At 63.2% G+C, this 24,849-nt stretch carries 23 protein-coding genes, 2 tRNA genes and 1 pseudogene; 11 read left to right on the top strand and 15 right to left on the bottom strand.

Annotation, left to right across the window (positions count from 1 at the left end):
• Positions 1-134 precede the first annotated feature (134 nt).
• From ACLI1C_RS04845 to ACLI1C_RS04830, 4 genes are all read left to right on the top strand, one after another.
• The gene (locus tag ACLI1C_RS04845; RefSeq protein ID WP_411395723.1) at positions 135-302 is read left to right on the top strand and encodes a hypothetical protein; all 168 of its coding nucleotides are present in this window, start codon (positions 135-137) and stop codon (positions 300-302) included.
• 52 nt (positions 303-354) lie between these two features.
• Entirely contained in the window at positions 355-1,029 is a 675-nt protein-coding gene (locus tag ACLI1C_RS04840) for a response regulator transcription factor (protein ID WP_411395722.1), read from the top strand.
• Positions 1,019-3,481: an extracellular solute-binding protein gene (locus ACLI1C_RS04835; protein ID WP_411395721.1), complete on the top strand. Its 2,463-nt coding sequence runs from the start codon at positions 1,019-1,021 to the stop codon at positions 3,479-3,481. Before ACLI1C_RS04840 ends, ACLI1C_RS04835 begins: the two co-directional genes overlap by 11 nt.
• 205 nt (positions 3,482-3,686) lie before the next feature.
• A complete protein-coding gene (locus ACLI1C_RS04830) occupies positions 3,687-3,857 on the top strand; it encodes a hypothetical protein (RefSeq protein WP_332689282.1) in 171 nt (56 codons plus the stop codon).
• Between the two features lie 121 nt (positions 3,858-3,978).
• Here ACLI1C_RS04830 and ACLI1C_RS04825 read toward each other — a convergent pair whose 3' ends face one another.
• From ACLI1C_RS04825 to ACLI1C_RS04770, 12 genes and pseudogenes are all read right to left on the bottom strand, one after another.
• Positions 3,979-5,526, bottom strand: a complete 1,548-nt coding sequence (locus ACLI1C_RS04825) for a tripartite tricarboxylate transporter permease (protein WP_411395720.1) — start codon at positions 5,524-5,526, stop codon at positions 3,979-3,981.
• 15 nt (positions 5,527-5,541) lie between these two features.
• A complete protein-coding gene (locus ACLI1C_RS04820; protein WP_411395718.1) occupies positions 5,542-6,027 on the bottom strand; it encodes a tripartite tricarboxylate transporter TctB family protein in 486 nt (161 codons plus the stop codon).
• Positions 6,024-6,968 (bottom strand): Bug family tripartite tricarboxylate transporter substrate binding protein, encoded by a 945-nt coding sequence (locus ACLI1C_RS04815; RefSeq protein WP_411395717.1) that lies wholly within the window; start codon positions 6,966-6,968, stop codon positions 6,024-6,026. The genes ACLI1C_RS04820 and ACLI1C_RS04815 overlap by 4 nt, the downstream gene beginning before the upstream one ends.
• A 178-nt stretch (positions 6,969-7,146) precedes the next feature.
• Complete coding sequence (locus tag ACLI1C_RS04810; RefSeq protein ID WP_411395715.1) at positions 7,147-8,988, bottom strand: putative bifunctional diguanylate cyclase/phosphodiesterase; 1,842 nt, start codon at positions 8,986-8,988, stop codon at positions 7,147-7,149.
• A gap of 139 nt (positions 8,989-9,127) precedes the next feature.
• Positions 9,128-9,203: transfer RNA gene (locus ACLI1C_RS04805), tRNA-Phe, on the bottom strand.
• 196 nt (positions 9,204-9,399) lie between these two features.
• Positions 9,400-9,600, bottom strand: coding sequence for a DNA gyrase inhibitor YacG (gene yacG, locus ACLI1C_RS04800; protein ID WP_411395714.1), 201 nt, complete (start codon positions 9,598-9,600; stop codon positions 9,400-9,402).
• Positions 9,600-10,238, bottom strand: coding sequence for a Maf-like protein (locus ACLI1C_RS04795; protein ID WP_332689264.1), 639 nt, complete (start codon positions 10,236-10,238; stop codon positions 9,600-9,602). The genes yacG and ACLI1C_RS04795 overlap by 1 nt, the downstream gene beginning before the upstream one ends.
• A 10-nt stretch (positions 10,239-10,248) precedes the next feature.
• Entirely contained in the window at positions 10,249-10,467 is a 219-nt protein-coding gene (infA, locus tag ACLI1C_RS04790) for a translation initiation factor IF-1 (protein WP_035082742.1), read from the bottom strand.
• A 74-nt stretch (positions 10,468-10,541) separates the two neighbouring features.
• Positions 10,542-10,970, bottom strand: coding sequence for a hypothetical protein (locus ACLI1C_RS04785; RefSeq protein ID WP_411398224.1), 429 nt, complete (start codon positions 10,968-10,970; stop codon positions 10,542-10,544).
• A gap of 57 nt (positions 10,971-11,027) precedes the next feature.
• A pseudogene (locus ACLI1C_RS04780) lies at positions 11,028-11,501 on the bottom strand (UPF0262 family protein); the annotation flags it as partial.
• Between the two features lie 8 nt (positions 11,502-11,509).
• Entirely contained in the window at positions 11,510-12,802 is a 1,293-nt protein-coding gene (gene hisD, locus ACLI1C_RS04775) for a histidinol dehydrogenase (protein WP_411395713.1), read from the bottom strand.
• Between the two features lie 7 nt (positions 12,803-12,809).
• Positions 12,810-13,244, bottom strand: coding sequence for a DUF2948 family protein (locus ACLI1C_RS04770; RefSeq protein WP_411395712.1), 435 nt, complete (start codon positions 13,242-13,244; stop codon positions 12,810-12,812).
• A gap of 760 nt (positions 13,245-14,004) precedes the next feature.
• On the opposite strand from ACLI1C_RS04770, the gene ACLI1C_RS04765 reads away from it, so the two are divergent.
• Genes ACLI1C_RS04765 through ACLI1C_RS04750 form a run of 4 tightly spaced genes read left to right on the top strand, consistent with a single transcriptional unit; the run spans position 14,005 to position 17,652 of the window.
• Positions 14,005-14,652, top strand: a complete 648-nt coding sequence (locus ACLI1C_RS04765) for a TetR family transcriptional regulator (RefSeq protein WP_411395711.1) — start codon at positions 14,005-14,007, stop codon at positions 14,650-14,652.
• Positions 14,649-15,587: an HlyD family secretion protein gene (locus tag ACLI1C_RS04760; RefSeq protein ID WP_411395710.1), complete on the top strand. Its 939-nt coding sequence runs from the start codon at positions 14,649-14,651 to the stop codon at positions 15,585-15,587. The genes ACLI1C_RS04765 and ACLI1C_RS04760 overlap by 4 nt, the downstream gene beginning before the upstream one ends.
• Complete coding sequence (locus ACLI1C_RS04755; RefSeq protein WP_411395709.1) at positions 15,584-16,522, top strand: ABC transporter ATP-binding protein; 939 nt, start codon at positions 15,584-15,586, stop codon at positions 16,520-16,522. The genes ACLI1C_RS04760 and ACLI1C_RS04755 overlap by 4 nt, the downstream gene beginning before the upstream one ends.
• A complete protein-coding gene (locus ACLI1C_RS04750; protein ID WP_411395708.1) occupies positions 16,519-17,652 on the top strand; it encodes an ABC transporter permease in 1,134 nt (377 codons plus the stop codon). The genes ACLI1C_RS04755 and ACLI1C_RS04750 overlap by 4 nt, the downstream gene beginning before the upstream one ends.
• Before the next feature lie 135 nt (positions 17,653-17,787).
• On the opposite strand, the gene murA is transcribed toward ACLI1C_RS04750, so the two are convergent.
• Positions 17,788-19,080: a UDP-N-acetylglucosamine 1-carboxyvinyltransferase gene (murA, locus tag ACLI1C_RS04745; protein WP_411395707.1), complete on the bottom strand. Its 1,293-nt coding sequence runs from the start codon at positions 19,078-19,080 to the stop codon at positions 17,788-17,790.
• A gap of 505 nt (positions 19,081-19,585) precedes the next feature.
• On the opposite strand from murA, the gene ACLI1C_RS04740 reads away from it, so the two are divergent.
• Positions 19,586-19,660, top strand: a tRNA-Thr gene (locus ACLI1C_RS04740).
• An 80-nt stretch (positions 19,661-19,740) separates the two neighbouring features.
• On the top strand, positions 19,741-21,483 hold the full coding sequence (locus tag ACLI1C_RS04735) for an integrase (protein WP_411395706.1): 1,743 nt from the start codon (positions 19,741-19,743) through the stop codon (positions 21,481-21,483).
• Positions 21,484-21,926: 443 nt separating this feature from the next.
• Here ACLI1C_RS04735 and ACLI1C_RS04730 read toward each other — a convergent pair whose 3' ends face one another.
• Complete coding sequence (locus ACLI1C_RS04730) at positions 21,927-22,658, bottom strand: hypothetical protein (protein WP_411395705.1); 732 nt, start codon at positions 22,656-22,658, stop codon at positions 21,927-21,929.
• A 130-nt stretch (positions 22,659-22,788) separates the two neighbouring features.
• Between ACLI1C_RS04730 and ACLI1C_RS04725 the strand changes: the two genes are divergently transcribed.
• Positions 22,789-23,445, top strand: coding sequence for a recombinase family protein (locus ACLI1C_RS04725; RefSeq protein ID WP_411395704.1), 657 nt, complete (start codon positions 22,789-22,791; stop codon positions 23,443-23,445).
• An 87-nt stretch (positions 23,446-23,532) separates the two neighbouring features.
• Here ACLI1C_RS04725 and ACLI1C_RS04720 read toward each other — a convergent pair whose 3' ends face one another.
• The gene (locus tag ACLI1C_RS04720; protein ID WP_411395703.1) at positions 23,533-24,540 is read right to left on the bottom strand and encodes a hypothetical protein; all 1,008 of its coding nucleotides are present in this window, start codon (positions 24,538-24,540) and stop codon (positions 23,533-23,535) included.
• Between the last annotated feature and the right edge of the window lie 309 nt (positions 24,541-24,849).

Raw genomic sequence — 24,849 nt, 5'->3', positions numbered from 1 at the left:
AACCGCGATTGACGGATCGCATTTCGCCGAACCTGCACCCGGGACTAGTCTCGTCGGGAGGGCGAGAAACAGCGCAGAGCGGCTGCCCAGGGTTACATCCGGTTTGGTGCCGGCAAACCGAGGGGACGTTGAAAATGGCGCATCTCGATACGCACGAATCCGCAGACATCCTGAGGGCGGCACGTCGCCGCGCCCGTCAGTCGGGCTATCTGCAGCACGTCCAGCTCATGTTGCTTGCTGCGGGCCTCGCGGCTTTCGGCATCGTGGCGGTGGCTGCCGCAATGATGAGCACTCTCCTTTAGACACAGGGCCCTCCAGACCTTAGTGTGACGCCGGGGAGAACACCGGCCGCCTATGCGAATCCTGCTCGTTGAAGACAATGAAGATCTGGGCGAGGCGATCGAGAAGCGCCTGCGCAGCGCCGGCCATTCGGTGGAATGGGTGCGCGACGGCAATGACGTGGTTTCGGCTGCCGAGGGCGACGATTTCGACGCGGTGGCGCTCGACCTGATGCTGCCCAACCGCGATGGCATCGGACTGATCGCCGACCTGCGCAAGCGCAAGTTCAACGCGCCGATCCTGGTCATCACCGCGCGCTCGGAAATCGACGACAAGGTCAGCCTGCTCGACCTTGGCGCTGACGACTACCTGGTCAAGCCGTTCGACCTGCGCGAACTCGAGGCGCGGTTGCGAGCCCTGATCCGCCGAACCGGCGGGCAGACGACAAGCACTCTGGGCGTAGGCAATCTCGAGATGGACCTGGCCGGGCTCAATGCCAGTGTCGCGGGAAAATCGCTCGAACTGGGGCGCCGCGAGTTCCGGCTGCTCGAAATCCTCGTCACCAATGCCGGAAAGGTCGTGCCCAAGGAGCGGCTGATGAACCAGCTGTTCAATTTCGACGAGGCCGTGTCGGTCAACGCGCTGGAGTTGCATATCTCGCGCCTCCGAAAGAAGCTGGAAGCCGCCAATATCGAAATCGGCACGGTGCGCGGGGTGGGCTACGTCGTGCGGGCGCCGCATGCCCACTAAGTCCTTTTCCATCCAGCGACGCATTGTGACGCTGGCACTGGCCCTGCTACTGACGGCGGCAGTGGTGCTGATCGTGTTCATCCGCGACTATGCTGAGCGGGCATCCGACCGGGCCTTCGACCGGTTACTGGCCGCTTCTGCACTAACCATAGCCGGCGCCGTGCAGGTTGAGGATGACACGGTGATCGTGGAGTTGCCCTTTGCCTCATTCGGCATGTTTTCGGGCCAGGACAGGGTGTTTTACGCGGTGGAGGACCCGAGCGGGCGCGCCGTTACCGGCTACGAGGATCTGTCCGCAGACCTGCCGGAGATGAACTCGGCGGGACCGGTCTTCATCGATACTTCCTATCGTGGGGAACTGGTGCGGGTGGCCAGCGTGGGACGGCTCACGTCATCGGGCAGCGACACCGACTGGGTGACCATCCATGTGGCGGAAACGCAGAACGAGCGCGAGGCATTGTCGGCCGAAATCCTGGGCAATGCCATCGTGCCGGTCGTGGCGCTGACGCTGCTGGGCGTGGCGCTGGTGTGGTTCGGGATCGGGCGCATGTTTGCGCCGCTTTATCAGCTGGAGCGCGAGTTGCGGGCCCGCGCGCCAGATGATCTGTCGCCGCTGGACGTCCCGGTGCCGGTCGAGGTGAGCCACCTGGTCTCGGCGCTTAATGCTTTCATGGCACGCCTGGGCAGTGCAATGGACCGGGTGACGGGCCTCGTCGCAGAGGCAGCCCATGAGGTACGGACGCCCCTCGCCTCGCTGCGGGCGCAGGCGGAGGTGGCGATGGACGAGCAGGACCCCGAGGCGCTGCGGCGGCGGGTCGGACGCATCCACCAGGGCGCCATCCAGGCCAGCCAGTTGGTGAGCCAGTTGTTGATGGAAGCCACCATCTCGCACCGCCTGGAGAACCAGGAGACCGACACGACCGCCTTTGGCGCGGTGGTGGAGGACGTGCGCCAGCGACTTGATCCGGACCAGGCCCGCCGGCTCGTGGTAGACTTGGCCGAAGCGGTGGCCGCCGCACCAATCCGCGGCGACCGCGTGGCGCTGCGTGAAATGGTGCGCAATGTCGTGGACAATGCGCTGGTCTATTCGGATGGGCTGGTCGAAATCGGCGGGCACGTCGGCGAGGGTATGATGACGATGTCGGTCAGCGATCGGGGACCGGGCATTGCCGATGCGGAGAAGCCTCTGGTGCTGGAGCGGTTCAAGCGCGGCGCCGCCAGCGGCAGCAAGGTCGGGTCGGGGCTGGGGCTATCCATCGTCAAGCGCGTGGCGGAGGCGCATCGCGGAGCGTTGCGTCTGGCCGACCGGCCGGACGGGGGCCTCGTGGTCGAGATCGACCTGCCGCTGGTGGGCCGCACGCGCCAGGTGGAGCAGCTGCGCAAGGCGCTGGGGAGCCTTTCGGCGGTGGTACTGTGCCTGCTGCTGATGGCGCCTCAAGATGCGCAAGCAGCATCCTCAACCTATCCGGCGCCCGATGGCAGTACAGGGACGGTGCTGACTATTGTCGGCACCACGGATACGCCACTGTTCGCCGATTTCGTGACGGGGTTCCAAGCGGTGCGGCCTGACGTCACCGTGGAATATGATGAGCAGGACTCCCTGCCCATGTATGAGAACTTCCTGTCCGGCGCGATGGCGCCGCCGGACCTGTTGATCAGTTCGGCGGCGGACCTGCAGATCAAGCTGGCCAATGACGGCCACGCCATGGCCTATGACAGCCCATGGCTCGGCGGGCTGCCGGACTGGGCCCATTGGCGCAACGAGGTGTTCGGTTTCACGTTCGAGCCGGCAGTCATCATCTACAACCCCGACCGCATCACTGCCGCGGAGGTGCCGCGCACTCACCTGACCCTGGCGGAGATGCTGGAAACGCAGAGTGAGCGGTTCAGGGGCGCCATTGCGACCTATGACATTGCTGAAAGCGGCGTTGGTTACCTGCTGGCCTCGCAGGACCAGTTGATCTCGTCCAATTTCTGGCGGCTTGCGGCAGCGTTCGGGCGCGTGGATGCGCGGTTCAGTGGGTCGAGTCCCGCCATTCTCAACGGGGTCGCCGATGGCTCCCTCGCATTGGGGTACAATGTGTTGGGCTCCTATGCCTTTGCGCGCAAGGCGGCGGGCGCCAATATCGAAATCGTCGTGCCGGACGACTATGTATTGGTGCTCACGCGCGCCATGCTGATCCCCCGCGAGGCGCCCTACCCCGATCTGGCCCGGGCGTTTGTGGACTTTGCCCTGTCGCCAGTTGGACAGGCCATCGCGGCGGGCCCGACGGCGCTCGGGTCTGTCGTGACCGGCGCCAAGGGAGACTGGACCAGCGAGGCCATTGCGGCGCGTGGGCGCGGCGTGATCCAGCCCATTCCGCTGGGGCCAGCCCTGCTGGTGTCGCTCGATCAGCAGCGGCGCAAGCGCTTTCTCGACAGCTGGGGCGAGATCGCCTCGCCTAAGCCATGAGAGCCATGCACTGATCGCATGATTAGGACTTTGGTCTCACAGTTTTGGGCGATATTGATCGTTTATGTGACGATGCGCCGCCCACCTGCACAGAGCGCATGGCTGGATTGTGGTATCGGGCCTAGTAGAAGTGCAGCAATGAGCCCATCTACCAACTCATGAAAGCGACCCGGCAATTCGGTTGGGTCTTGAGAGGAACTGGCAAATGAGCACCCCCCGCAAATCCCTGTTTGCGACCCTTAGCACCTTCGTCGAAGTGTTCGGCAGCGCTGCTGCCGTCTCGAACGCGGTGGAGGGCGGGCGCGCTCCTCAGGCCAAGCACCTCCGGACCCTGGGCATCGATCCTGGCGCTTTCCGTTCGATCGGCAAGCTCTAAGTCTCCCTGGCGCAGCGCTCCCCTCCCTGGGCGCAGCGCTGAGCGGTCGATCTGGCGTGAGAAAGCCCGGATGCCCTGAATGGGCGTCCGGGCTTTTACTTTGTCTGCGCGGTTTAGAGGTTCAATCCTCGTCGCTGGCCAGCTGCCCCAGGACCTGGCCCTTGCCGCGCAGGCGGAACCAGAGCGGAACCAGCACCGCTGCCGCGGCCAGGACATAGAGCGTGATGGCGATCGGCGACTGGAACAGCACGAGAGGATCGCCCTGGCTGATGGCGAGGGCGCGGCGCAATTGCTGTTCGGCCATGGGCCCGAGGATCAGGCCGACCACGACGGGCGCAATGGGATAGCCGAAGCGGCGCAGCAGGTAACCCAATATGCCGAAGGCGAGCAGCAGCATCAGCTCGAACGAGAACCGGACACCGAAGAGGTTTCCCGACATCGCGCCGTTTGCCCCGAGCGTGCCCAGAGTAGCGAAGACCAGGATGCCGCCATAGAGCCAAGGCTTGGGAATGGTCAGCAGCTTCACCCAGAGGCCGATCAGCGGCAGGTTGAGCACGATCAGCATGAAGTTGGCGACGAGAAGGCTGGCAATCAGCGCCCAGACGAGGCTCGCATTGTTGACGAAGAGCAGCGGGCCAGGCTGCAGGCCGAATTGCTGGAAGCCAGCCAGCATGATTGCTGCGGTCGCGGTAGTGGGCAGGCCCAGCGTCAGCAGCGGCACCAGAGTGCCGGCGGCCGAGGCGTTGTTAGCAGCCTCGGGACCCGCCACGCCTTCAATGGCGCCATGGCCGAATTCCTCGGGCTTCTTGGCGAAGGTCTTTTCGGTGCTGTAGGAGAGGAAGCTGGCCACATCGGCGCCGCCGGCCGGCATGGCGCCGATCGGAAAGCCCACGGCGGTGCCGCGCAGCCAGGGCAACCAGGACCGCTTCCAATCCTCCTTCGTCATCCAGACCGAACCTTTGACGGACAGGACCTCATCCTTCACCTGGTTGCGGTCGGCGGCCATTTTGAGGGTTTCGCCGATGGCGAAAAGCGCCACGGCCAGCGTGGTGACCTCAATACCGTCGAGCAGATCCGGGATGGCGAAGGACATGCGGGCCTGGCCGGTCTGCAGGTCGATACCGATAATGCCCAGGCCAAGGCCGATGAACAGCGCCGTGAGCCCGCGCAGCGCGCTGTCGCCGAACGCCGCCGACACGGTGATGAAGGCCAGGACCATCAGTGCGAAATATTCCGCCGGACCGAAGGCCAGGGCGAACTTGACCACCCAGGGGGCGACAAAGGCCAGCGCCAGCGTGGCGATGAGACCGGCAACGAAGGAGCCGATTGCCGCCGTGGCAAGCGCGGGACCACCGCGGCCCTTGCGGGCCATCTTGTTGCCTTCGAGGGCCGTGACGATCGAGGCGCTTTCACCGGGCGTATTGAGCAGGATCGAGGTGGTCGAGCCGCCATACATGCCGCCATAGTAGATGCCGGCGAACATGATGAGCGAGCCAGCTGGATCGAGCTTGTAGGTGACAGGCAGCAGCAGCGCGACCGTCAGGGCCGGGCCGATGCCGGGCAGCACGCCAACGGCCGTACCGAGGGTGACGCCGATCAGGGCGTAGAGGAGGTTCTGCCACTGCATTGCAGCGACGAGGCCCTGGGCGAGAAGTCCGAAAGTATCCATGGCGGCAGCTTCCGATCAGGGAATCAGGCGTTCGAGAGGACCGGAGGGCAGCGAGAGCTGCAGGCCCTTGGCGAAGGCAAACCAGACGAGGAAGGCAAACACCGCCCCGATGGGAATGGTCTGCCACAGCGGACCACGGCCGAAGGCCTTGGCCGTGAAGGCGAACAATACGCCCGTCGCAATGGAAAAGCCGGCAGTGGACAGCAGCAGGAGCTGGGCTATCAAGCCACCCACGATCCACATGATGGGACGGATGTTGTCATCCTCGCGCGCCGGAAAACCATGGCGCAGCGCCGAGACGACCGTACCGAGGGAGAGCAGGATGAGCCCTCCCGCGATGATATAGGGGAAGACCGTGGGGCCAACGCGCGCTTGGATGGGTGGTACGCGCATCTGGCTGGTCTGCCAGATGATGATGGCGGCGATGGCGGCGAGTATGGCCGCTATGACAAGCGCCGCCCCATCGGGGCGGCGCGAGAGATTGGGTTCGCCAGTGCTCACTGCACCAGCCCGATGTCTTTCAGGATGGCAGCAGTCGCCTCGGTGTCGGCGGCAAGCTGGGCAGTGAACTCGTCACCGGCGAGATAGGTGTTGACCCAGCCCTTGGTTTCGAGCGTTGCCTGCCAGGCGGCCGAGTTCACCATCTTCTCGATATCGGCGGTGATGGCGGCCTTCTGCTCGTCGGTGATGCCGGGAGCGGCAGCAACCATGCGCCAGTTCTGCAGCGCCATGTCGACGCCGGCTTCCTGCAGGGTCGGGGCATCGACACCGGGGATGCGGGTGTCGCTGGACACGGCCAGCAGGCGGAGTTCGCCGGCAGCGATCTGGCCGGAGAATTCGGAATAGCCCGAAATGCCAACGGTGACCTGGCCGCCGAGCAGAGCAGCAAGTGCCTCGCCACCGCCCGAATAGGCGATGTAGTTGACGGTGGTGGGGTCGACGCCCACGGTCTTGGCAATGAGGCCAGCCGTGATGTGGTCGGCGCCGCCGGCAGAACCGCCAGCCCAGGCAACCGAGCCCGGATCAGCCTTGAGCTTGGCAATCAGGTCATCCATGGTCTGCAGCTCGGAAGCAGCGGGAACCACGATGACCACGGCCTCGCCGGTGAGGCGGGCGATCGGGGTGACCTGGTCAAGGGTAACGGGCGAAGCATTGGTGAGAATGGCGCCCACCATCACATAGCCACCCACGATCAGCGCGTCGGGGTTTCCGGCAGACTGATTGACGAACTGGGCCAGGCCTATGGTGCCACCGGCGCCGGGAACGTTGGTGACCTGCACATTGCCCGAAATGCCCTCGGCCTGCAGGGCCTCCTGCATGGAGCGGGCAGTCTGGTCCCAACCGCCGCCAGGGGCAGCGGGGGCCATGATGGTGTAGTCAGCAGCAAAAGCGGGAACAGCCATAGCGCCGGAAATCAGCGCGGCCAAAAGCAGCTTGTTCATAAGTCCTCCCATGTCATATCCGGAACGTCTCTGCGTTCGTGAGCTGGGACAATAGGGCCTGTCCCTGTCACCGTCCTGTCACCACGGCGCGCGCGCCGTGCGACTTTGGTTCAGTTGGATATTTCGGCACCAGAGTGCGCCAGCATGGCCACAATTGCAACGGCAACGGCGCGTCGCGTCAGGCCGAGTAGCGCTCCAGCACGGGGTCATCGGTCGTCTGCGCAAACAGGGTAAGCAGCTGGGTCGTATCCTCGAACGAACAGGCCCGAGAGAAGAGATAGCCCTGCCCCATCGTGCAGCCCAGTTCGCAAAGCATGCTGGCCTGTGCCGTGGTCTCGATGCCCTCGGCCACAAGACGCATATCCAGCTTGCGCGCAATATCGATGAGCGAGCCGACAACGACATCGCTGGCCCGGTCGATGCCCAGCCGGGCCACGAAGGAACGGTCGATCTTGATGATGTCGACCGGAAAGCTGAGCAGATGGGTGAGCGAGGCAAAGCCGGTACCGAAATCGTCGAGGGCGACGCGCAGGCCGCGCTGGCGCAAGGCACTGACGGCCTTTGGCACCATCTGGTCGCCGCCGGCCATATAGACCGATTCATTGACCTCGAGAATCAGGTGCTTGAGCGGCACGCCGGCGCGACCGAAGGTATCGACGATGCGCGACTCCAGATCGCCGCGCTGGAAATCGCCCGTGGTGACATTGATGCCGACATGCTGGAAAGGAATGCCCATATCGAGCCAGTGACGGATGTCAGCCGCAATCCGGGTCAGCATCTGGCCGGTCAGCTGCCAGGCGATGCGCGGATCGGCCAGGGCAGCGTGGAATTCCCCGGCCGAGGCGATGCGGCCATCCGGCAGGCGCATCCGGGCCAGGGCCTCAATCCCCACGACTTCGGCGGTATCAAGCCGCACGATGGGCTGATAGTGCGGAAGGATGCGGCCCTCGCCCATGGCCTGGTCGACATTGCGCACCATGGTGGCCCGTTCCAGCATGGAGGTGCGCAGGCCCGGCACGAAGCGTACGTAACCGCCGCGGCGGGTTTCCTTGGCGTGATAGAGGGCGAAATCGGCATTCTGGCTCAGCGAGGCTTCGTCGACGCCATCGGGCCCGTACAGGGCGCCGCCAATGGTGATATGGGGGTCGATGGTCTGGTCACCCACCTCGATCAGCCCGCGTACCGCGCCCAGCATCCGCGTCGCGGCATCCTTGAGTGCGTCATCGGAATGACAATCGGCCACCAGCACGGCAAACTCGTCGCCGCCGAGGCGGCAGGCAGTCAATCCGGTGTGGCAGCCCGCTATGCGCTCGGCCACGGTGCGGATCAACATGTCGCCAAAGACGTGTCCGACCGTATCGTTGACCAGCTTGAGATGGTCGATATCGACCAGAAGCAGGCCGAACGGCTCATCCATGTGAATGGCACGGCTCAGCAGTTCGTTGAAATGGCCCCGGTTGGGCAGGCCGGTTAGCGCATCGAAATAGGCCAGGCGATGGTTGCGCTGGTTGGCCTGGTCGTGCGCGATGGCGATGGTGCAGAGATGCACACAGGTCTGCACGATGCTGTGCTCCAGGGCATCGGGCCCCCGGTTGGTGCGATAGTAGAAGGCAAAAGTCGCGACAACCTTGCCGACATGATCGCAAATGGGACTAGACCAGCAGGCACGCAGGCCGAGCGGTTCGGTGAGCGCGCGGTAGCCGTCCCAGAGGGGATCGGTGGCAATATCGGTGACGATGACTGCTTCGTTGCGAAATGCCGCGGTGCCGCAGGAGCCGACACCGGGACCGATGGCGACCCCTTCCAGGGCGCTCGAATAGCTCAGTGGCAGGCTTGGCGCAGCCAGGGGATGCAGGATGCCCTCAGCATCGACTGTCAGTATGGAACAGATGGCGCCGGGCGCCAGAGCCTGGGCGCGGCGGCACAGAAGATCGGCAACCACCACCAGCGGTTCGCCACAGGCAACCGCTTCCAGCACATCCGTCTGGAGCTGCAATAGCAGAGCGCTATCCGTGACCATCAAACCACCTCACACCCTGTGGCAGCATAGTGCGAGCACGTGAAGCCGGCGTTCCGAAGATCGCTGGAATTGCCGCTGACGCGGCAATGCCTCGTTAAGGCAAAGGACCGTCCGGCAGACGGATTCGTATGGGGAAAAATGGTGCCCGGGACCGGAATCGAACCAGTGACACGCGGATTTTCAATCCGCTGCTCTACCAACTGAGCTACCCGGGCAATGGGGCGGAAAGGTCCGCCCGGCGACAAGCCACGGGCCTTATAGGTGATGGGTTTTGCCCGTGCAAGCGGGAAAAGGGCATGTGGAAAAGGAGTTTGCAGCAGGCAGCTGACGGACGGCTATACGCGCAAGATAAAACAGGCGCCCTCACCCGGCGCGGCGCGCCGACCTCTCCCCCAGAGGGAGAGGTGAAGGCTAGATATTATCGTCTTCGTCGTAGTCGGGGATAACATTGTCGCCGTCACCGGTTTCCGGCTCGTCGTCGCGCGCGGGGATGACGTAGCTGCCGGTCAGCCAGCGGTTGAGGTCGACATCGGCACAGCGCTTGGAGCAGAAGGGCTTGAAGGCCTCGACGCTCGGCTTGCCGCAGATCGGGCATTTCCGTTCGGCGGCCATCAGACGCCCGACAGGGTGGACTGATTGAGCCAGTTGAAATGCACCGGATAGCCCTCGCCGGCGAGAAGCTGGGCGGTTTCCATCAGCGGCAGGCCGACCACGCCGGTATAGGAGCCGGACAGCTTGACCACGAAGGCGCCGGCAATGCCCTGGATGGCGTAGCCGCCGGCCTTGTCGCGCCATTCGGCACTGGCCAGATAGGCTTCCATCTCGCGGGTGGAGAGGCGCTTGAAGCGGATGCGGGTCTCGACCAGGCGCTGGCGCTTGGCGCCGGAGGGCGTCAGCACGGTCAGCGCGGTATAGACGCGGTGGGCGCGACCGGAGAGCAGGCGGAGGCATTCGGACGCCTCTTCCATGGTCTCGGCCTTGGGCAGGATGCGCCGGCCCACCGCAACCACCGTATCGGCGGCAAGCACCAGCGCACCACTGCCGAAGCCGGCGGAGCGCGCCTTGTGCTGGGCGGTCAGCGCCTTGAGATCGGCCAGGCGGATGGCCAGCTTGCGCGGCAGTTCGCCCTTTTCGGGCGTCTCATCGACATGGGCCGGCACCAGATGTTCGGGCTCGATGCCGATCTGGTTGAGCAGAGCGAGCCGGCGCGGCGAGGCGGAGGCCAGGATCAGGTCCGGACGGCTGGCCATCTCTGGAGCCCTATTTGAAACGGTAGGTGATGCGGCCCTTGGTCAGGTCATATGGCGTCATTTCGCACAGGACCTTGTCGCCAGCCAGGACGCGGATGCGATTCTTGCGCATGCGGCCGGCGGTGTGAGCAATGATCTCGTGCTCGTTCTCCAACTTGACGCGGAACGTCGCATTGGGAAGCAATTCAGTCACCACGCCCGGAAATTCGAGCACTTCTTCCTTCGCCATACTGTCTCCTGAAGGACCCATGGGGCATTGATTTGCCGGCCGGGGGTCGGAAATTGGCCGGAACCTACTTCAATTCAATGGATTTGTGAACCACCGGAAACCAGCGGCTCAAGGCGCTCGCGCACCCGCTTCCTGAGGCTGTCGCGCAACTCGCGATAAGCGCTCAGCACGACCTCGCGGCTGCCCTCCACCAGGGACGGATCGGCCACCTGCCAGGATTCGACGGCACCGGCCTCCAGACCCTTGCGGGCCACGGCTTCCAGGGCGTCGTCGGAAAGGGTGATGACCAGATCGAAGCGGTTGGCAACGAGCTCGTCCAGGATATGGGGCGTGTGCACGCTCATATCAATACCGATCTCTTCCATCACCTCATGCACGAACTGGTCGGCCTTGCCGCCATTGACCCCGACCGAGCGGGCAATGATGCGGCCGGGAAAGGCCTGGCGGGCCAGAGCCGCGGCGATGGGCGAGCGCACCGAATTCATCGAGCAGACGAAAAGCACGGTGGGAAGCTCGCTCTTGCTCTCGTCGATGCGGCTTGCATAGGGCTGGACGGCGCAGATCAGCGTGAAGAGGCGCCGGGCGGTGTTGAGATCGATGATCAGCTTGTTTTCGAGCCGGGTGCGCAGCAGTTCAGCCGCTTCGTTGTGCATGCCGCGGCGGGCCATGTCGACGGTTTCGATCTGGAACGGCTGGGCGGAGCGGATGGCTTCGTAATAGGCGTCGCGGATGCGGAAATAGTCGCGGATGAGTCGGCGGAACGGGGTCAGCGACAGGTAATGCGCGGCAATGGGCTGGAAGGTCTCGGGATGCCGCACGTCGAGCACGATGGAATTGCCGACGATGGACATATGCAGCGCGAAGGGCCCCTTGGCGGCGACGCGGGCCGGACGGAAGCTGTTGTCCTCGAGCAGGTCATAGATGGCGATGCGCCATTCATGCACCTCGTCGGGATTGATCGAGGTGATGGTATTGGGGTCGAGCGTGACGGTGACCAGGCGATCGGTGTCGGTGGGCTTGGCCTGGCTTTCCATCGAAATGCTCAACGGTTGAGCCTTATGGAAATCGAGCGGCCATGGCCGTCGAGGGCTTCGATTTCGGCAAGCGTCACCGCAGCCTCGCTGAGCGCAGCAAGTGAGGAGGGATCGCAGCCGAGGATGGACGTGCGCTTCATGAAATCGAGCACGCCGAGGCCGGAGGCGAAGCGGGCCGAGCGGGCGGTGGGCAGCACGTGGTTGGAGCCGCCGACATAGTCGCCGATGGCTTCGGGCGTGTGGTGTCCGAGGAAGATTGCGCCGGCATGGCGGATGGCACCCAGCAGCGACTGCGGATCGTCGATGGCCAGTTCGACATGCTCGGAAGCGATGCGATTGGCCAGCGTCGCGGCCTCGGCGAGCGAGGCGACGGTGATGACGGCGCCGAATTCATCCCAGCCCTGGCGGGCGATATCCTGCTTGGGGAGCATGGAAAGCTGGCGATCGACCTCGGCCTCCACGGCGTCGGCGAGGCGAGGCTCGGTGGTGACCAGGATGGACTGGGCCCCGGAGCCATGCTCGGCCTGGGCGATGAGATCGGCGGCGACCCAGGCAGGATTGGCCGAACCGTCGGCGATGACGAGCACTTCCGACGGCCCGGCGATCATGTCGATGCCGACCTGGCCGAAGACCTGGCGCTTGGCCGCGGCGACATAGGCATTGCCGGGACCCATGATCTTGTCGACCCGGGGGATGGTGGCGGTGCCATAGGCGAGCGCGGCCACGGCCTGGGCGCCGCCGATGCGGTAGATCTCGGTGACGCCGGCGATCTGGGCGGCGAGCAGGATGGCGGAACTGATCTGGCCGTTGGGCGTGGGCACGACCATGGCGATGCGCTCGACCCCGGCGACCTTGGCGGGCACGGCATTCATCAGCACGGAAGATGGATAGGAGGCGAGGCCCCCCGGCACATAGATGCCGGCGGCATCGACCGGAGTCCAGCGCGTGCCCAGGGTCACGCCCAGATGATCGGTATAGATGTGATCAACCGGCTTCTGCTTTTCGTGGTGGGCGCGAATGCGGTCATGCGCCGTCTGCAGCGCCGAGCGCACCTCGTCGGTGACGCGTGCGGCGGCTGCGTCGATCTCGGCCTCGGTGATGCGCAGGGTCTGAGCGGTGACGCCCGAGCGATCGAACTTGTTGGTCAATTCGACCAGAGCGACGTCGCCACGCGCCCGGACATCGGCAATGATGCCGGCGACCGTGTCGTTCACGTCCTGGCTGGACTCGCGCTTGCCAGCGAGCAGATCCTGGAATCGCTGCTCGAAATCGGAGTCGGCGCTATCGAGGCGGATGGGCATGGATATCCTAGTCCAGAGCGTGGGCGGGCTTGGCGGAGGCTGCCCAGGTGGCGCCCAGGTCGGAGAGCCTGGCCTCGAGGCATTCGACGCCGAGGCGCACGGTGCCGCCACCGGCAAAGCTCAGCTCGACAATGCCGGCCGGCCCATCGATGGGCTTGAAGGTGATGGCCAGCAATTCGAGCACGCCTTCGGGGGCAGATGGATCGAAGCCGTTGGTGACGACGGACTGCACGGCATCGAAATGCAGCGCCGCGCGCTTGCGCACGCCCTTGTCGCGGCGACCCTGGCCGGATTCCCAATCGAAGCGGTTCATCAGCAGCGCGAAGCGGCGATCGCCGCGCGCATAGCCCATATCGGCGACGCGCACGACGGCGTCCTGCACATGGGTAGAGATGACTTCGAGGTCTTCGGTATCAAGCGCGAGAAGTTTCAGGTCGGTCATAGCTGGTCGGCCCTTGGCAATGGAATGACCGTATCTGGTCAACCCAACCCCGATCTACAAGCTTGGCGGCATGGGGGCAATGCGGGCGGGGAGAAAAGGACGTGCGCAAGCGCCGCCTGGATCGCGGTTATCGAGAGAGACGGGCCCCGAGGCGGATGCCGCCTCTGGAAATATAAAAATGAGACGACATTCGCCTCGGGGCGCCGGTTTTTGGAACAGTCCCGGTTATCGCGCAGCATGATCGCTCGCCATGCTGCGGCCGGATCTCGAACCTGCGCGAGAGGCAAAACCCACGCCCGGCCCACCCCGCCACTGTTCGCCTGCAGGCCGCCCATGCGGAGTGATGGACCTATTCTAGTCGAGCCGGCTGGCGCGGGGACAAGTTGGGGATGAAGCTCGAAATCTCCAGCAAACTCGGTCGTCACCCTCAGGCTTGACCTGAGGGGACTGCACTTTACCGACGCTCGGCAAGTGAAGAGCCCTCGGGTCGAGCCCGAGGGTGACGATCTGTGGGTGGGCGAGACAGTGCGCCGAACGAGGCTTCGCCTCCACATCCGTTCAGCAGAGCGCAGCACCCCTTAAGCTGCGCTCTGCTGAACGCGTCGGGGGCCACTCTCCCGCAAGGGGAGAGGGGGAGCTGCGGTGGGTGGACCGGGCATCATGCCCCGGCACGACTCGATGCCCCTCCTCCAACCCACGCAGTACAGTCTTGCAACTGACTGACTGGTCAGTTATTAATGGGACAGAGTGGAGCTGCGTGATGTCCGATATGTCCAAGAAATTCCGGCGACGGGCCGAGGCGCGACCGGATGAGGTGCTGGATGCGGCGCTGGCAGTGTTCGTAGAGAAGGGGTTCGCGGCTGCCCGGGTGGAGGACGTGGCCAGGCGCGCCGGCGTCTCCAAGGGAACGGTCTATCTCTATTTCCCATCCAAGGAAGCGCTGATCGAGGGGATCGTGCGGCGGGCGGTGGCGCCGATTGCGTTGCGGGCGCTGCCGGACCTCGAGACATTCGACGGCGATCCGCGCATGCCGATCACCATGCTTATGATGATCCTGGTCGAGCAACTGGGCCAGCCCGACAAGATCGCCGTGCCCAAGCTGATCCTGCGCGAGGTGATGAGCTTTCCCGCCATCGCAACCTTCTATCGCCAGGAGGTGCTCGACAAGGTCATTCCCGCCTTGACCGGGCTGATCCGGCGCGGGGTGGAGACGGGCAAGCTGCGGCCCGTCGACCCCGAGCTGACCGTGCGCTCGATCATCGGACCGCTGCTGGCCCATATGGCGCTGGGCGAACTCTTCGGCATCAAGCCCGAGGGCGAGGGACTGTCGCTCGACCGGCTGGTCGCCAACCATCTGGATATCCTGTTTCACGGCCTCAGCGCCGCGCCAGAGGAGGCCAGGCCATGAACGAGTTTTTTGCCGGCATGCTGGGGGCGATCCTGTCCATGCTGCCGGGCGGGGCTGCCGAGGATGCGGGGTATCCGGGGTATCTCGAGGCCGACTATGTCTATGTCGCGCCGGTGAGTGCCGGGCGCATATCCGGGATCGCCATAGAAGAGGGGCAGACCGTTGCGGCCGGGGAGCTGCTGTTTGCGCTCGAGGATGGCCAGCATCAGGCGCTGCTGGAGGCGGCCGAGGCGCGGGTGGCATCGGCGCGGGCAACGCTGGAAAACCTCGTGACCGGCAGCCGCACACAGGAGATCGACGTGATCCGCGCCTCCCTGGGCAAGGCGCAATCGGACCTGGCACTGGCGGAGGCGAACCTGGTCCGCAGCGAGAAGCTGCTAGCGGCGGGCGCCGTGCCGGCGGTACGCGTCGAGCAGGACCGGGCAGCGCTGGCCGCGGCGCAGGCGCAGGTGCAGCAGCTGACCGCGCAGGTGGGCGTGGCGGAACTGCCGGCGCGCAATGCCCAGCAGGTCGCGGCGGAGGCAAACCTGACCGCAGCGGAGGCCGACGCCAGGCGGGCGGCACTCGACCTGGGGGACCGGCGCATGCTGGCGCCGACGGCCGGCGTGGTGGACCGGCTGTTCTATTCCGCCGGCGAAATGGCGGCGGCGGGCGCGCCGGTCGTGTCGATCATGCCCGCCGTGGCGCTCAAGGCGCGGTTCTTCGTGCCGGAGCCGGAGCGGGCGGCATTGGCGGTGGGCGCGACAGTGGCGGTAAGCTGCGATGGCTGCACCGCGATGACGGCGCGGATCACCTATCTGGCGCGGGAGCCGCAGACCACGCCGCCGGTGATCTATTCGCGGGAGGAAAGAGGGCGGCTGGTCTATCTGGTGGAGGCGGAGCTGGATGCGTCCGGCACGCTGCAGCCGGGGCAACCGGTGACGGTGACGCGGTGAACGGGCAGCAGGCCATCGACGTGCGCGGGCTGACCAAGAGCTTTGGCGACAAGCTGGTGGTGGACCACTTCGATATTTCCGTGCCGCGTGGCGCCATCTACGGGTTTCTGGGACCGAACGGCTCGGGCAAGACCACGACGATCCGCATGCTGTGCGGACTGCTGTTGCCCGATGCGGGCGAAGGCACGTGCCTGGGGTTCGACGTGCGCAGGCAGGCGCAGTCGATCAAGACCCAGGTCGGCTACATGACGCAGAAGTTCAGCCTCTACGAAGACCTTTCCATCCGCGAAAATCTCGATTTCGTGGCGCGCATGTATGGCGTGAGGGACCGAAAGACGCGGGTGAGTTCGGCGCTGGCCGATCTCGGGCTCGCCGACCGGGCGGGACAATTGGCCGGCACGCTTTCGGGCGGGTGGAAACAGCGGCTGGCACTGGCGGCCTGCCTGATCCACGACCCGCAACTGCTGCTGCTCGACGAGCCGACAGCGGGCGTCGATCCCAAGGCGCGGCGCGACTTCTGGGACGAGATCCGGCGGCTGAGCAAAGCCGGCGTCACCGTGCTGGTTTCGACCCATTATATGGACGAGGCCGTACAGTGCGATTTCATCACCTATATCGCCTATGGCAAGAAGCTGATCGACGGGCCATCGGCTGACATTCCAGGAATGGTCGGACTGACAACGTGGCGGGCCGAAGGGCCGGAGCTGGCGACACTGGAAGCCGAGATCGCGGGCCAGCCGGGGGTGGCGCAGATTGCCCGGTTCGGCTCGACGCTGCATGTGTCGGGGGTCGATGCGGCGGCGCTGGAAGCAACGGTGCGCCGTTTCGAGGCGCGCGGTATCCATCGCTGGAGCCTGCAGCCGGCGGGACTGGAAGAAGCCTTCATCTACCTGATGACGGGGGCGCGGGACAATTTCTCGCGCGATGCGGCATGAGGCTGTTCTCGTTTTCCCGCTTCCTGGCCGTGCTGATGAAGGAATTCATCCAGATGCGGCGCGACCGCGTCACCTTTGCCATGATGATCGGCCTGCCCATCGTGCAGCTGATGCTGTTCGGCTTTGCCATCAATGCCGATCCGCGCAACCTGCCGACGCTGGTGGAGCTCAACGATGACGGGCCAATCGTGCGGTCGGTGCTGGCCGGGATGGAGACCTCGGGCTATTTCGACTTTCGCGGCGTGGTGCATGGCCCTGACGCCGGCGAAGATGCCCTGCGACAGGGGACGGCCAATTTCGTCGTGGTCATCCCCGCCGATTTCGAACGCGATGTGGTGCGGGGCCTGCGGCCGGACATTCTGGTGGCGGCGGATGCGGCGGACCCGTCGGCGGTGGGCGGGGCGGCGGCGGCGCTGAGCGGGATCGTGGCCGGGGCGATGGCGCAGACGCTGACCGGGCCGCTGGCGGCGGCGGGGCCCTCCCCTGCCCCGTTCGGCGTCATCGTGCACCGGGCCTATAATCCAGAGGGGCGGACCTCAACCAATATCGTGCCGGGCCTCCTGGCCATCATCCTCTCCATGACTATGGTGATGATCACGGCCGTCGCCATCGTCAAGGAACGCGAGCGCGGCACGATGGAGATGCTGATCGCCACGCCGGTGCGGCCATTCGAGGTCATGCTGGGCAAGATCCTGCCCTATGTGCTGGTGGGCTATGTGCAGACCGCGGTGTTCCTGGTGGCGGCGTTCGTCGTGTTCGGCGTGCCGTTCGAGGGCACGTTCACGGCCTTCTTTATCGGCTTCAACCTGTTCATCCTGGGCAATCTGGCGCTGGGCTTCCTGATCTCGACCCTGGCGCGCAACCAGATGCAGGCGATGCAGCTGAGCTTTTTCACCATCCTGCCGTCGATCCTGCTGTCGGGCTTCATGTTCCCGTTTGCCGGCATGCCGGGCTGGGCGCAGGGCCTGGGCATGGCGGTGCCCGCGACGCATTTCATCGCCCTGGTGCGCATGGTGATGCTGAAGGGGGCCGATAGCGGCGATCTGGGCGCGAAATTCACCGCGCTCGGGGTGATCGTGCTCGTCATCTCGCTGGCGGCGATGCTGCGGTACCGGCAGACGCTGGATTAGGTGGGGGATCGCAGAAGAACCCCACCTATCCTCCCCCTGAAGAAGGGGGAGGGACCGATCCAGTTTGTGGCGCGATCCAGCCAAAGCCACCGAGAGATCCCTCCCCCTTGTTCAGGGGGAGGTTAGGTGGGGTGTCTAGCCGGCGACGCGTTCGATCTCTGCGCCGCAGCGGCTCAGCTTGTCTTCGAGACGCTCGAAACCGCGATCGAGGTGATAGATGCGGTTGACGATGGTCTCGCCCTTGGCGGCAAGGCCGGCAATGACCAGCGACACCGAGGCGCGCAGGTCGGTGGCCATGACCTGGGCACCCTTGAGCTGGGGCTTGCCGCGCACGGTGGCCATCTGGCCATCGACCGTGATGTCGGCGCCGAAGCGGACCAGTTCGGCCACATGCATGTAGCGGTTTTCGAAGATGGTCTCGCGGATATGGCTGGTGCCAGAGCTCATGGTCATCAGGGCCATGAACTGGGCCTGCAGATCGGTGGGGAAGCCGGGGAACGGATCGGTCTCGACGTCGACAGACTGAATGCCATTGCCATTGCGATGGACGCGCAGGCCACGGGGCTCGACAGTGAGGTCGACACCGGTCATGGCCAGGATATCGAGGGCGGACTGCAGATGCTCGGGCCGCGCGCCCTTGAGCAGCACATTGCCCCCGGTCATGGCGGCCGCCATGGCAAAGGTGCCGGTCTCGATGCGGTCGGGAATGACGTCGACCGTGGCGCCATGCAGGCGCTCCACACCCTCGATGGTGAGGGTGCGCGTGCCGATGCCGGAAATCTTTGCGCCCATTGCTACGAGGCATTCGGCGACATTGGTGATTTCGGGTTCCTGGGCCGCGTTTTCGAGCACCGTGGTGCCGCGGGCCAGGCTTGCCGCCATCAGCAGCGTGTGGGTGGCGCCGACCGAAACCTTGGGGAACCTGATATGGGCGCCGACGAGGCCACCCTTGGGGGCCTTGGCGACGACATAGCCATCATCGATATCAATCTCGGCGCCCAGTTCCTTGAGGCCATAGAGGAAGAGATCGACCGGGCGGGTGCCGATGGCGCAGCCGCCGGGCAGCGAGACGCGGGCCTCATGGCAGCGGGCCAGCAGCGGGCCGATGACCCAGAAGCTGGCGCGCATCTTGGACACCAGCTCATAAGGCGCGGTGGTGTCGACAATATCGGCGGCCAGGAAGGTCATGCGCTGGCCCACGCCCTCCTCCTCGCCGCGGCGGCGGCCATGCACGGCAATGTCGACGCCGTGGTTTTCGAGGATGCGCTCGAGCTGCTTGACGTCGGCGAGGCGCGGCACATTCTGCAGCACCAGCGGCTCATCGGTGAGCAGGGAGGCGATCATCAGCGGCAGGGCGGCATTCTTGGCGCCCGAAATCGGGATCTCGCCGTTGAGTTCATTGCCGCCGATCAAACGGATACGGTCCATAGTCTTGTCCTATATGGCGGGCGTAACGCCCTTGCTACCTGGGAATGGAGGTAGGCCAAGTCCTAGTTGCCACGTAAGCCAGACTCGCCGTTCTCAGAAATGGCTGGAGACCCTGGGGAGGCCGCCAGTAGTACAGTATCATCGCCTGAAACTGGTTTACGGTTTATTGACCGTATCGGTTCCAGGGGCTGGCTGGGGCTCAGGGGCCTGACGCTCCGAATCGGCGCGTGCCTTGGCCTGACCCTTCCGGCGCTTGAGGTTCTCGCGGAGCTTTGCGGCCAATCTTTGCTCACGCAGCGCAGCTTGTTCGGTTTTGCTCATGGTGCGAGAAGAATCGTGTTTGCCTCCAAGCCGGTGATAGGCGTTTTTTAGCCTTGCGTCGAGCCAGACCCTATGGCAGTAGAGCCCCCGTCGCGCCGGGCATCCCGGCCGCGCACGAAAACATAGCGGACGCGCTCCCCCAGCCTAGAAGTGGTTTGCCACTTTCTTGCCGAGCGCTCCAGATGCTGCCGTAGCTCAGTGGTAGAGCACCCCCTTGGTAAGGGGGAGGCCGACAGTTCAATCCTGTCCGGCAGCACCATTCCATCTCTTTGATGGCATTAAACAATTTGGATTTTCTGGACTTTTCGAGGTCGCCTTTGGTACTCAAGGGTGGTTCTCATGGTCTTGTCTATGCCTTCCCCATACAAGCATCCCAGCACTGGCGTTTACTGGCTCAAGCAGCGCGTCCCAGCTCGACTGTTGGCTGTTGCCAAAGGCAAATCGGTCACCGTCACGGTGGATGGAATGCCCTGCACAGTGAAACTGGGCGACTACATCAAGGTATCGCTGCGTACCAAGACCATTGCAGAGGCCAAGCAACGGGCCAATGAAGCTGAGGCTGAATTCAACCGCATCTGGCTAAGTTTTGAGAACGGTCCCGTAAAACTTACCCTTAAGCAGATCACCGCTCTGGCCGGGGAGATGTACCACGCTATCTCGGCGGCATTGGAAGACGACCCCGGAGAAGCCGCCCTATGGGCACAGAGAAGGCGCGAGCGGGCAGAAGTGGGCGCAAAGCTCAAGGTATCGCCAGCAGCAGCCCTAATGATCAGACCACCCTCTCTAGAGGCGCGCCTTGGCTCGTGGGTCGACGGGGCGCTGAAGCAACATCACTTGACGGTAACTCCCGAGACCTACCAGCGGCTACTGGTGGAGTTTGACCGGGCAGTTGGCGATGTAGCCACCTTGTTAGAACGCCGCAGCAGGGGCGACTACTCCCCAGACGCTGTCGCACAGCGGTTTCCGCCAGTGGAGATTGAGCAACGGGTAGCCGCGCCAAAGGCAGCAAAGGCGGTCGGTGGCGACGACCCCACCACGCTGACGGGATTGCTTGCGCACAAGCAACGAACTCAGTCCAAGAAGGATGACACTTTCGATAAGTACCGCGGATGTTTGAAAAACTTTATCGCCTTCGTTGGACACGAGGAGGTCGGGCGCATCACGAAGGATGACGTACGGCGGTGGCGAGATGCGTTGATCAAGCGGGGTTTGGCCAAGAAGACAATAAATGACCAGTACCTCACTAGCCTTAAGGTCGCCTTGAACCACGGAGTGAAGGAATTTGACCTTCCCACAAACGTGGCGGCAAACATACGGGACGAAAGAGACGCCCCTGCCCCTACCGGCTCGAAGGGATACAGTGCTGAGCAGGCCAAAACCATTCTTCAGGCTACGTTCCGAGGTTCTTCAAAGAACCTCGAAATCCCTTACCAACGAGCCCTTTTCTGGGTGCCTTGGATTTGCGCCTACACCGGACTACGGGTGACCGAGGTTACGCAGTTTCGCGGCAGACACCTACGTGAAGAGAACGGCATTCCATATCTGCTGATCACACCTGACGACGGCAGTACGAAGGGGAAAAATGCTTGGACAACCGGCATCCACGCTCACCTCATCGAACTAGGCTTGCTGGACATGTTCAGGGCAATTGGCGATGGCCCCGCATTTTACACCCCCTATCCTGAGGGAACGGACCTGAAATCTTTGTCTAACCACAGGGCAAAGAGCGCAGGCGACAAGATCGCCGATTGGGTTACAGACGAGTTAGGCATTGCTGCGCCAGGCGACAGGCCGAGCCATGCTTGGCGTCACGCATTCACTACGCTGAGCCGTACTTACAAAATGGACAAGGAGGCCCGCGATTACATGTTGGGGAGCCGGTCCCAGACAGATGCGCGTGAAGGCTATGGCGACTGGTCACCCGAAGTTGTGGATGCCGAAATCAACAAGCTGCCTCGCTTTGACGTGGAAGCCAGCGACTGGAGGCCGTCGCTTGAGTTGGTCCCCCCAAGGCCGCTGAAAAGCGATTTGCCGCCTCGTCGGCCTCTGAGAGTGCGAAAGTTACGAGCGAAGAGCGCTTAGGCGGCGCGCTTTGATCAAATAACCACCTGCTGGCCTTCGGAGGTTTGTGGGGCTAAGTCGCCGGCCTCACGATTACCCCCACCATAAGGAACAATTACCACCACCATAGGCCGGGAGGCCGTGGGGAGACCAGAGAGGGAGAATGACCATGACCACCATGACCATCCATCCTCCTCAGTCCCCTCGGAGAGAACCCCAAGAGCCATGAAGCTGAAGTGCAACTGAAATGGCTCGAGCAGGAAGTGGTGTCTCTTGGTTGTCCCCCGTGGCCATCACAACCCTCTTGACTACACCTCGGAGTGCCTCCTTGGGCGGTGCTGAGAGGACCGGGATGTTTCTGGGAAAAAATCTGAGGGGTCAAATAGAATAACGGTTCCTGGCCCTTCCCCCCGGTGGGGGGCATCAGCGCCCGGTGATGTCGGTCGTCTATGACCTGGCACAATTTAGAAGTCTCGAGACACTCTAACCAGCTCAGCCCGTACGCTCCCATCATACCGTGCGGGGAAGACGTGAGAGAAGATGTGGAGAGCACATATGCCGGTCTGCACCGCGCTGCGGAGAATGCCGTCCAACAGTGGTCCGTCCCCACTGAGCAGCGAGTACTGCAGCTCTCCACCACCCCTCAGTGACCCGGCCACCATGTTCGTAAGCACAGCCTGTTCATTGGGGTGGGCACCGAAGTCAATTGCCCGTTCATAAAGCTGACCATAGTCGCTCGCTACTTTTGGGTCTTTGGCTTTAATCGCCGCCCGGACCAAACCTTGCTTGAAGAGATCTCTAACCTCCTGAGCGGCTGATTTGGTCTCGCTTCGCCTCAGCCAGACCTCTGCTAGCTTCTCATCTCCATGCACATACATGGCGTAGGCAGCGCTCTCTAGGCAGGAGCGCATTACCGCAAAGGCATCAGTTGGGGATGCCAGTCCTAGCGTCACCATCGACCTGTACGCGCTGAAGCAGCGCATGAAGAGCAAGGCGGGGACCAATTCCTTCATGCGAGATAGGCTGAGCCCTCGCTGCACCTTCAGAAATATTTGGTCCACCTCATCTAGGCGCCTGCAGATGATGTTCTTGTTGGCGAAGGTGGCTAGGGCGTTGCTCCAGCTGTCCTCAATGAAACTGAATAACTCAGCCTCTTCCCAACCAGGGGGTCTGCCCTTGTTCAGATTGTTGACCATAACGCGCTCCCCCCTAGCGTTGTCTCCGAAGTGCCCGTCCGCGGCAATCCAAGTAGGATTTTACAGGCACAACGACCGTTGACGTTTGATAATTCGCTTAATATGGTCGGGCTCATCGAGGGATTGAGCCATGAAGAAGTACGTAATCTACACTCGTGTTAGCACGGACGAGCAGGGCAAGAGCGGTCTGGGTCTTGCGGCTCAAGAGCGCGACATCGAGCTGTTCCTGACCAGTTTCTCCAAGATGCCCTACGAGGTCATCGGCAGATTTCAGGACGTGCTATCGGGTCGCTCCGATGATCGCCCACAGCTTACTCGGGCGCTGAAGCTGGCGCGATCTACTGGTGCCGAGCTGCTGGTTGCCAAGCTCGACCGCCTGAGCCGCAAGGTGTCGTTTATAGCTGCTTTGATGGATGACAAGGCTGTCAGGCTCCGGGTGGCCTCAATGCCCTTCGCTGACAAGTTCCAACTGCATATCTACGCGGCGCTGGCGGAACAGGAGCGAACCTTCATCTCAGAACGGACTAAGGCAGCACTGAAGGTGGCCAAGGCCAACGGCAAGCATCTTGGTGGCCTCAGGGACAAGACCATGAAGAGGAACGCTGCCGTGCAGGCGAAGGCCAACAGTGAAGCAGAGAAGGTGATGAAGGTAATCGGGCCGTTACGTCAGTCGGGGGCAACCCTCGCCAGCATCGCTGCCACGCTGAACGAGACGGGCATCCCGACCTCAAGGGGGGGGACTTGGACACCTACCCAGGTTTCGCGGGTGTTGGAGCGGGCTGCTTGAGGCGGGTATATAAGGCATTTTCGTCGGAGGGCATACGGCGGGTGCCGGAGAAATTGTGTTGCGGCGCATATGTCCAGACGCTGCCCCTCACTCCAGCGGTGGCTCGGGAACTTCTATGAAAACGCCCCTGCTATCCATCTCTACAGTAATCCCGTGGAGCAAAAGGCCGTCAGATGCCCGCGGGACGTATAAGCTGACGCGGGCTGCCACTCTGATTTCGCGTCCGCCCTCGTTCACAGGCCAAGTCAGCACCCATGCTTTTGACCATGCGGGAACGGTTTCTGAGCCTACACGCTGACGAAGCAGGCCGATAAAGGCGTCAATGTTATCTCGCGGTAACCCCATGGCTGAGAACCAACCATGCAATTGGGCAGGCTGATGGACCTGATACTCCCATTCAGTCCAAATGCCTCCGCCCTCCACGTAGTCGATTGAGCTAACTTTCGCCATCGACGGGGCGTTGGTGGCCGCGCTGATCTCAGGGGTTGCGACCACTTCAGGCGCTGGGACTGCTTGCACTGGCGCGGAGGCGTCCGCGACTGCTCTCCGATTTATTCCCAGGCTCTGAGCGTCATCACTTGTGTAAATCTTCATGGATTGAGGAGGAGTGCGGAGCATTTCCAGAAGTACGCGATCTGGCACTCCGAAGGTGGATAGATTGTCCAGTATGTCCGCGACAGCCACCTGCGTAGAGTAGTCGTCTGGAATGGTTCCGGAAACTTGGTGAACCCCTAGTTCCCCAAGAACTACCCGCTCGTCGCCCGCGAAGAAGATGAAAGCGCAAGCCGAATAGCAGCCATCTGCTTCAGGTACATACGTCTTGAAGCCAAGGAGGGCCACCTCCTGAGCTATCAATAGGGCTGCTGTTACGTCTCCACCATTACTGGCCAGCGCCAGAGTTTCAACGGTTGGGTATTCTCGCATGAGACGGCGGAAGTCCAGAGGTGCGTTCTGGTCGATCGTCCCCACCAAAACCGCTGTGGTTGGGTTTACGGTATCAATCAGAAAAGGGCCGAAGTTCTCAACCTCCGCCAAGGCAGTAGACGCGGATAACAGCAAAGCGGCTGATGTGACCAATGACTTTCGGACGAGCATAACGGTTCTCCACGGACGTCAGCGTACCATAAAGCAGGAGCAAGGCTCTCTTCATAAGCCAACCGCCAGCTGGTCCTGTCCTGTCCTGTTTCGAGGGGCGGGACTTGGACTAAGTGTCGAGGGTGCTTGGACCGAGCTGGTTGTGACGAACGAAAATAGATGTCTAGGCTTCTCTTGGCGGGCGGGGACAGCAGCCACAATAATATGTTTTTCTTGTCCGCTCATTGATCGTAGATCAATGGCCTGCGGGGAGATTACGCCCGTAACCTCTCCACAGAAACTGTTGCCCTCTGCAGGCAAGCGGTGTCA

Origin of the sequence: Devosia sp. XGJD_8, assembly GCF_046614475.1 — a bacterium.
GTDB lineage: Bacteria > Pseudomonadota > Alphaproteobacteria > Rhizobiales > Devosiaceae > Devosia.
Note: the sequence above shows the minus strand (reverse complement) of the source record. Positions and strands in the feature narration are given on the sequence as shown.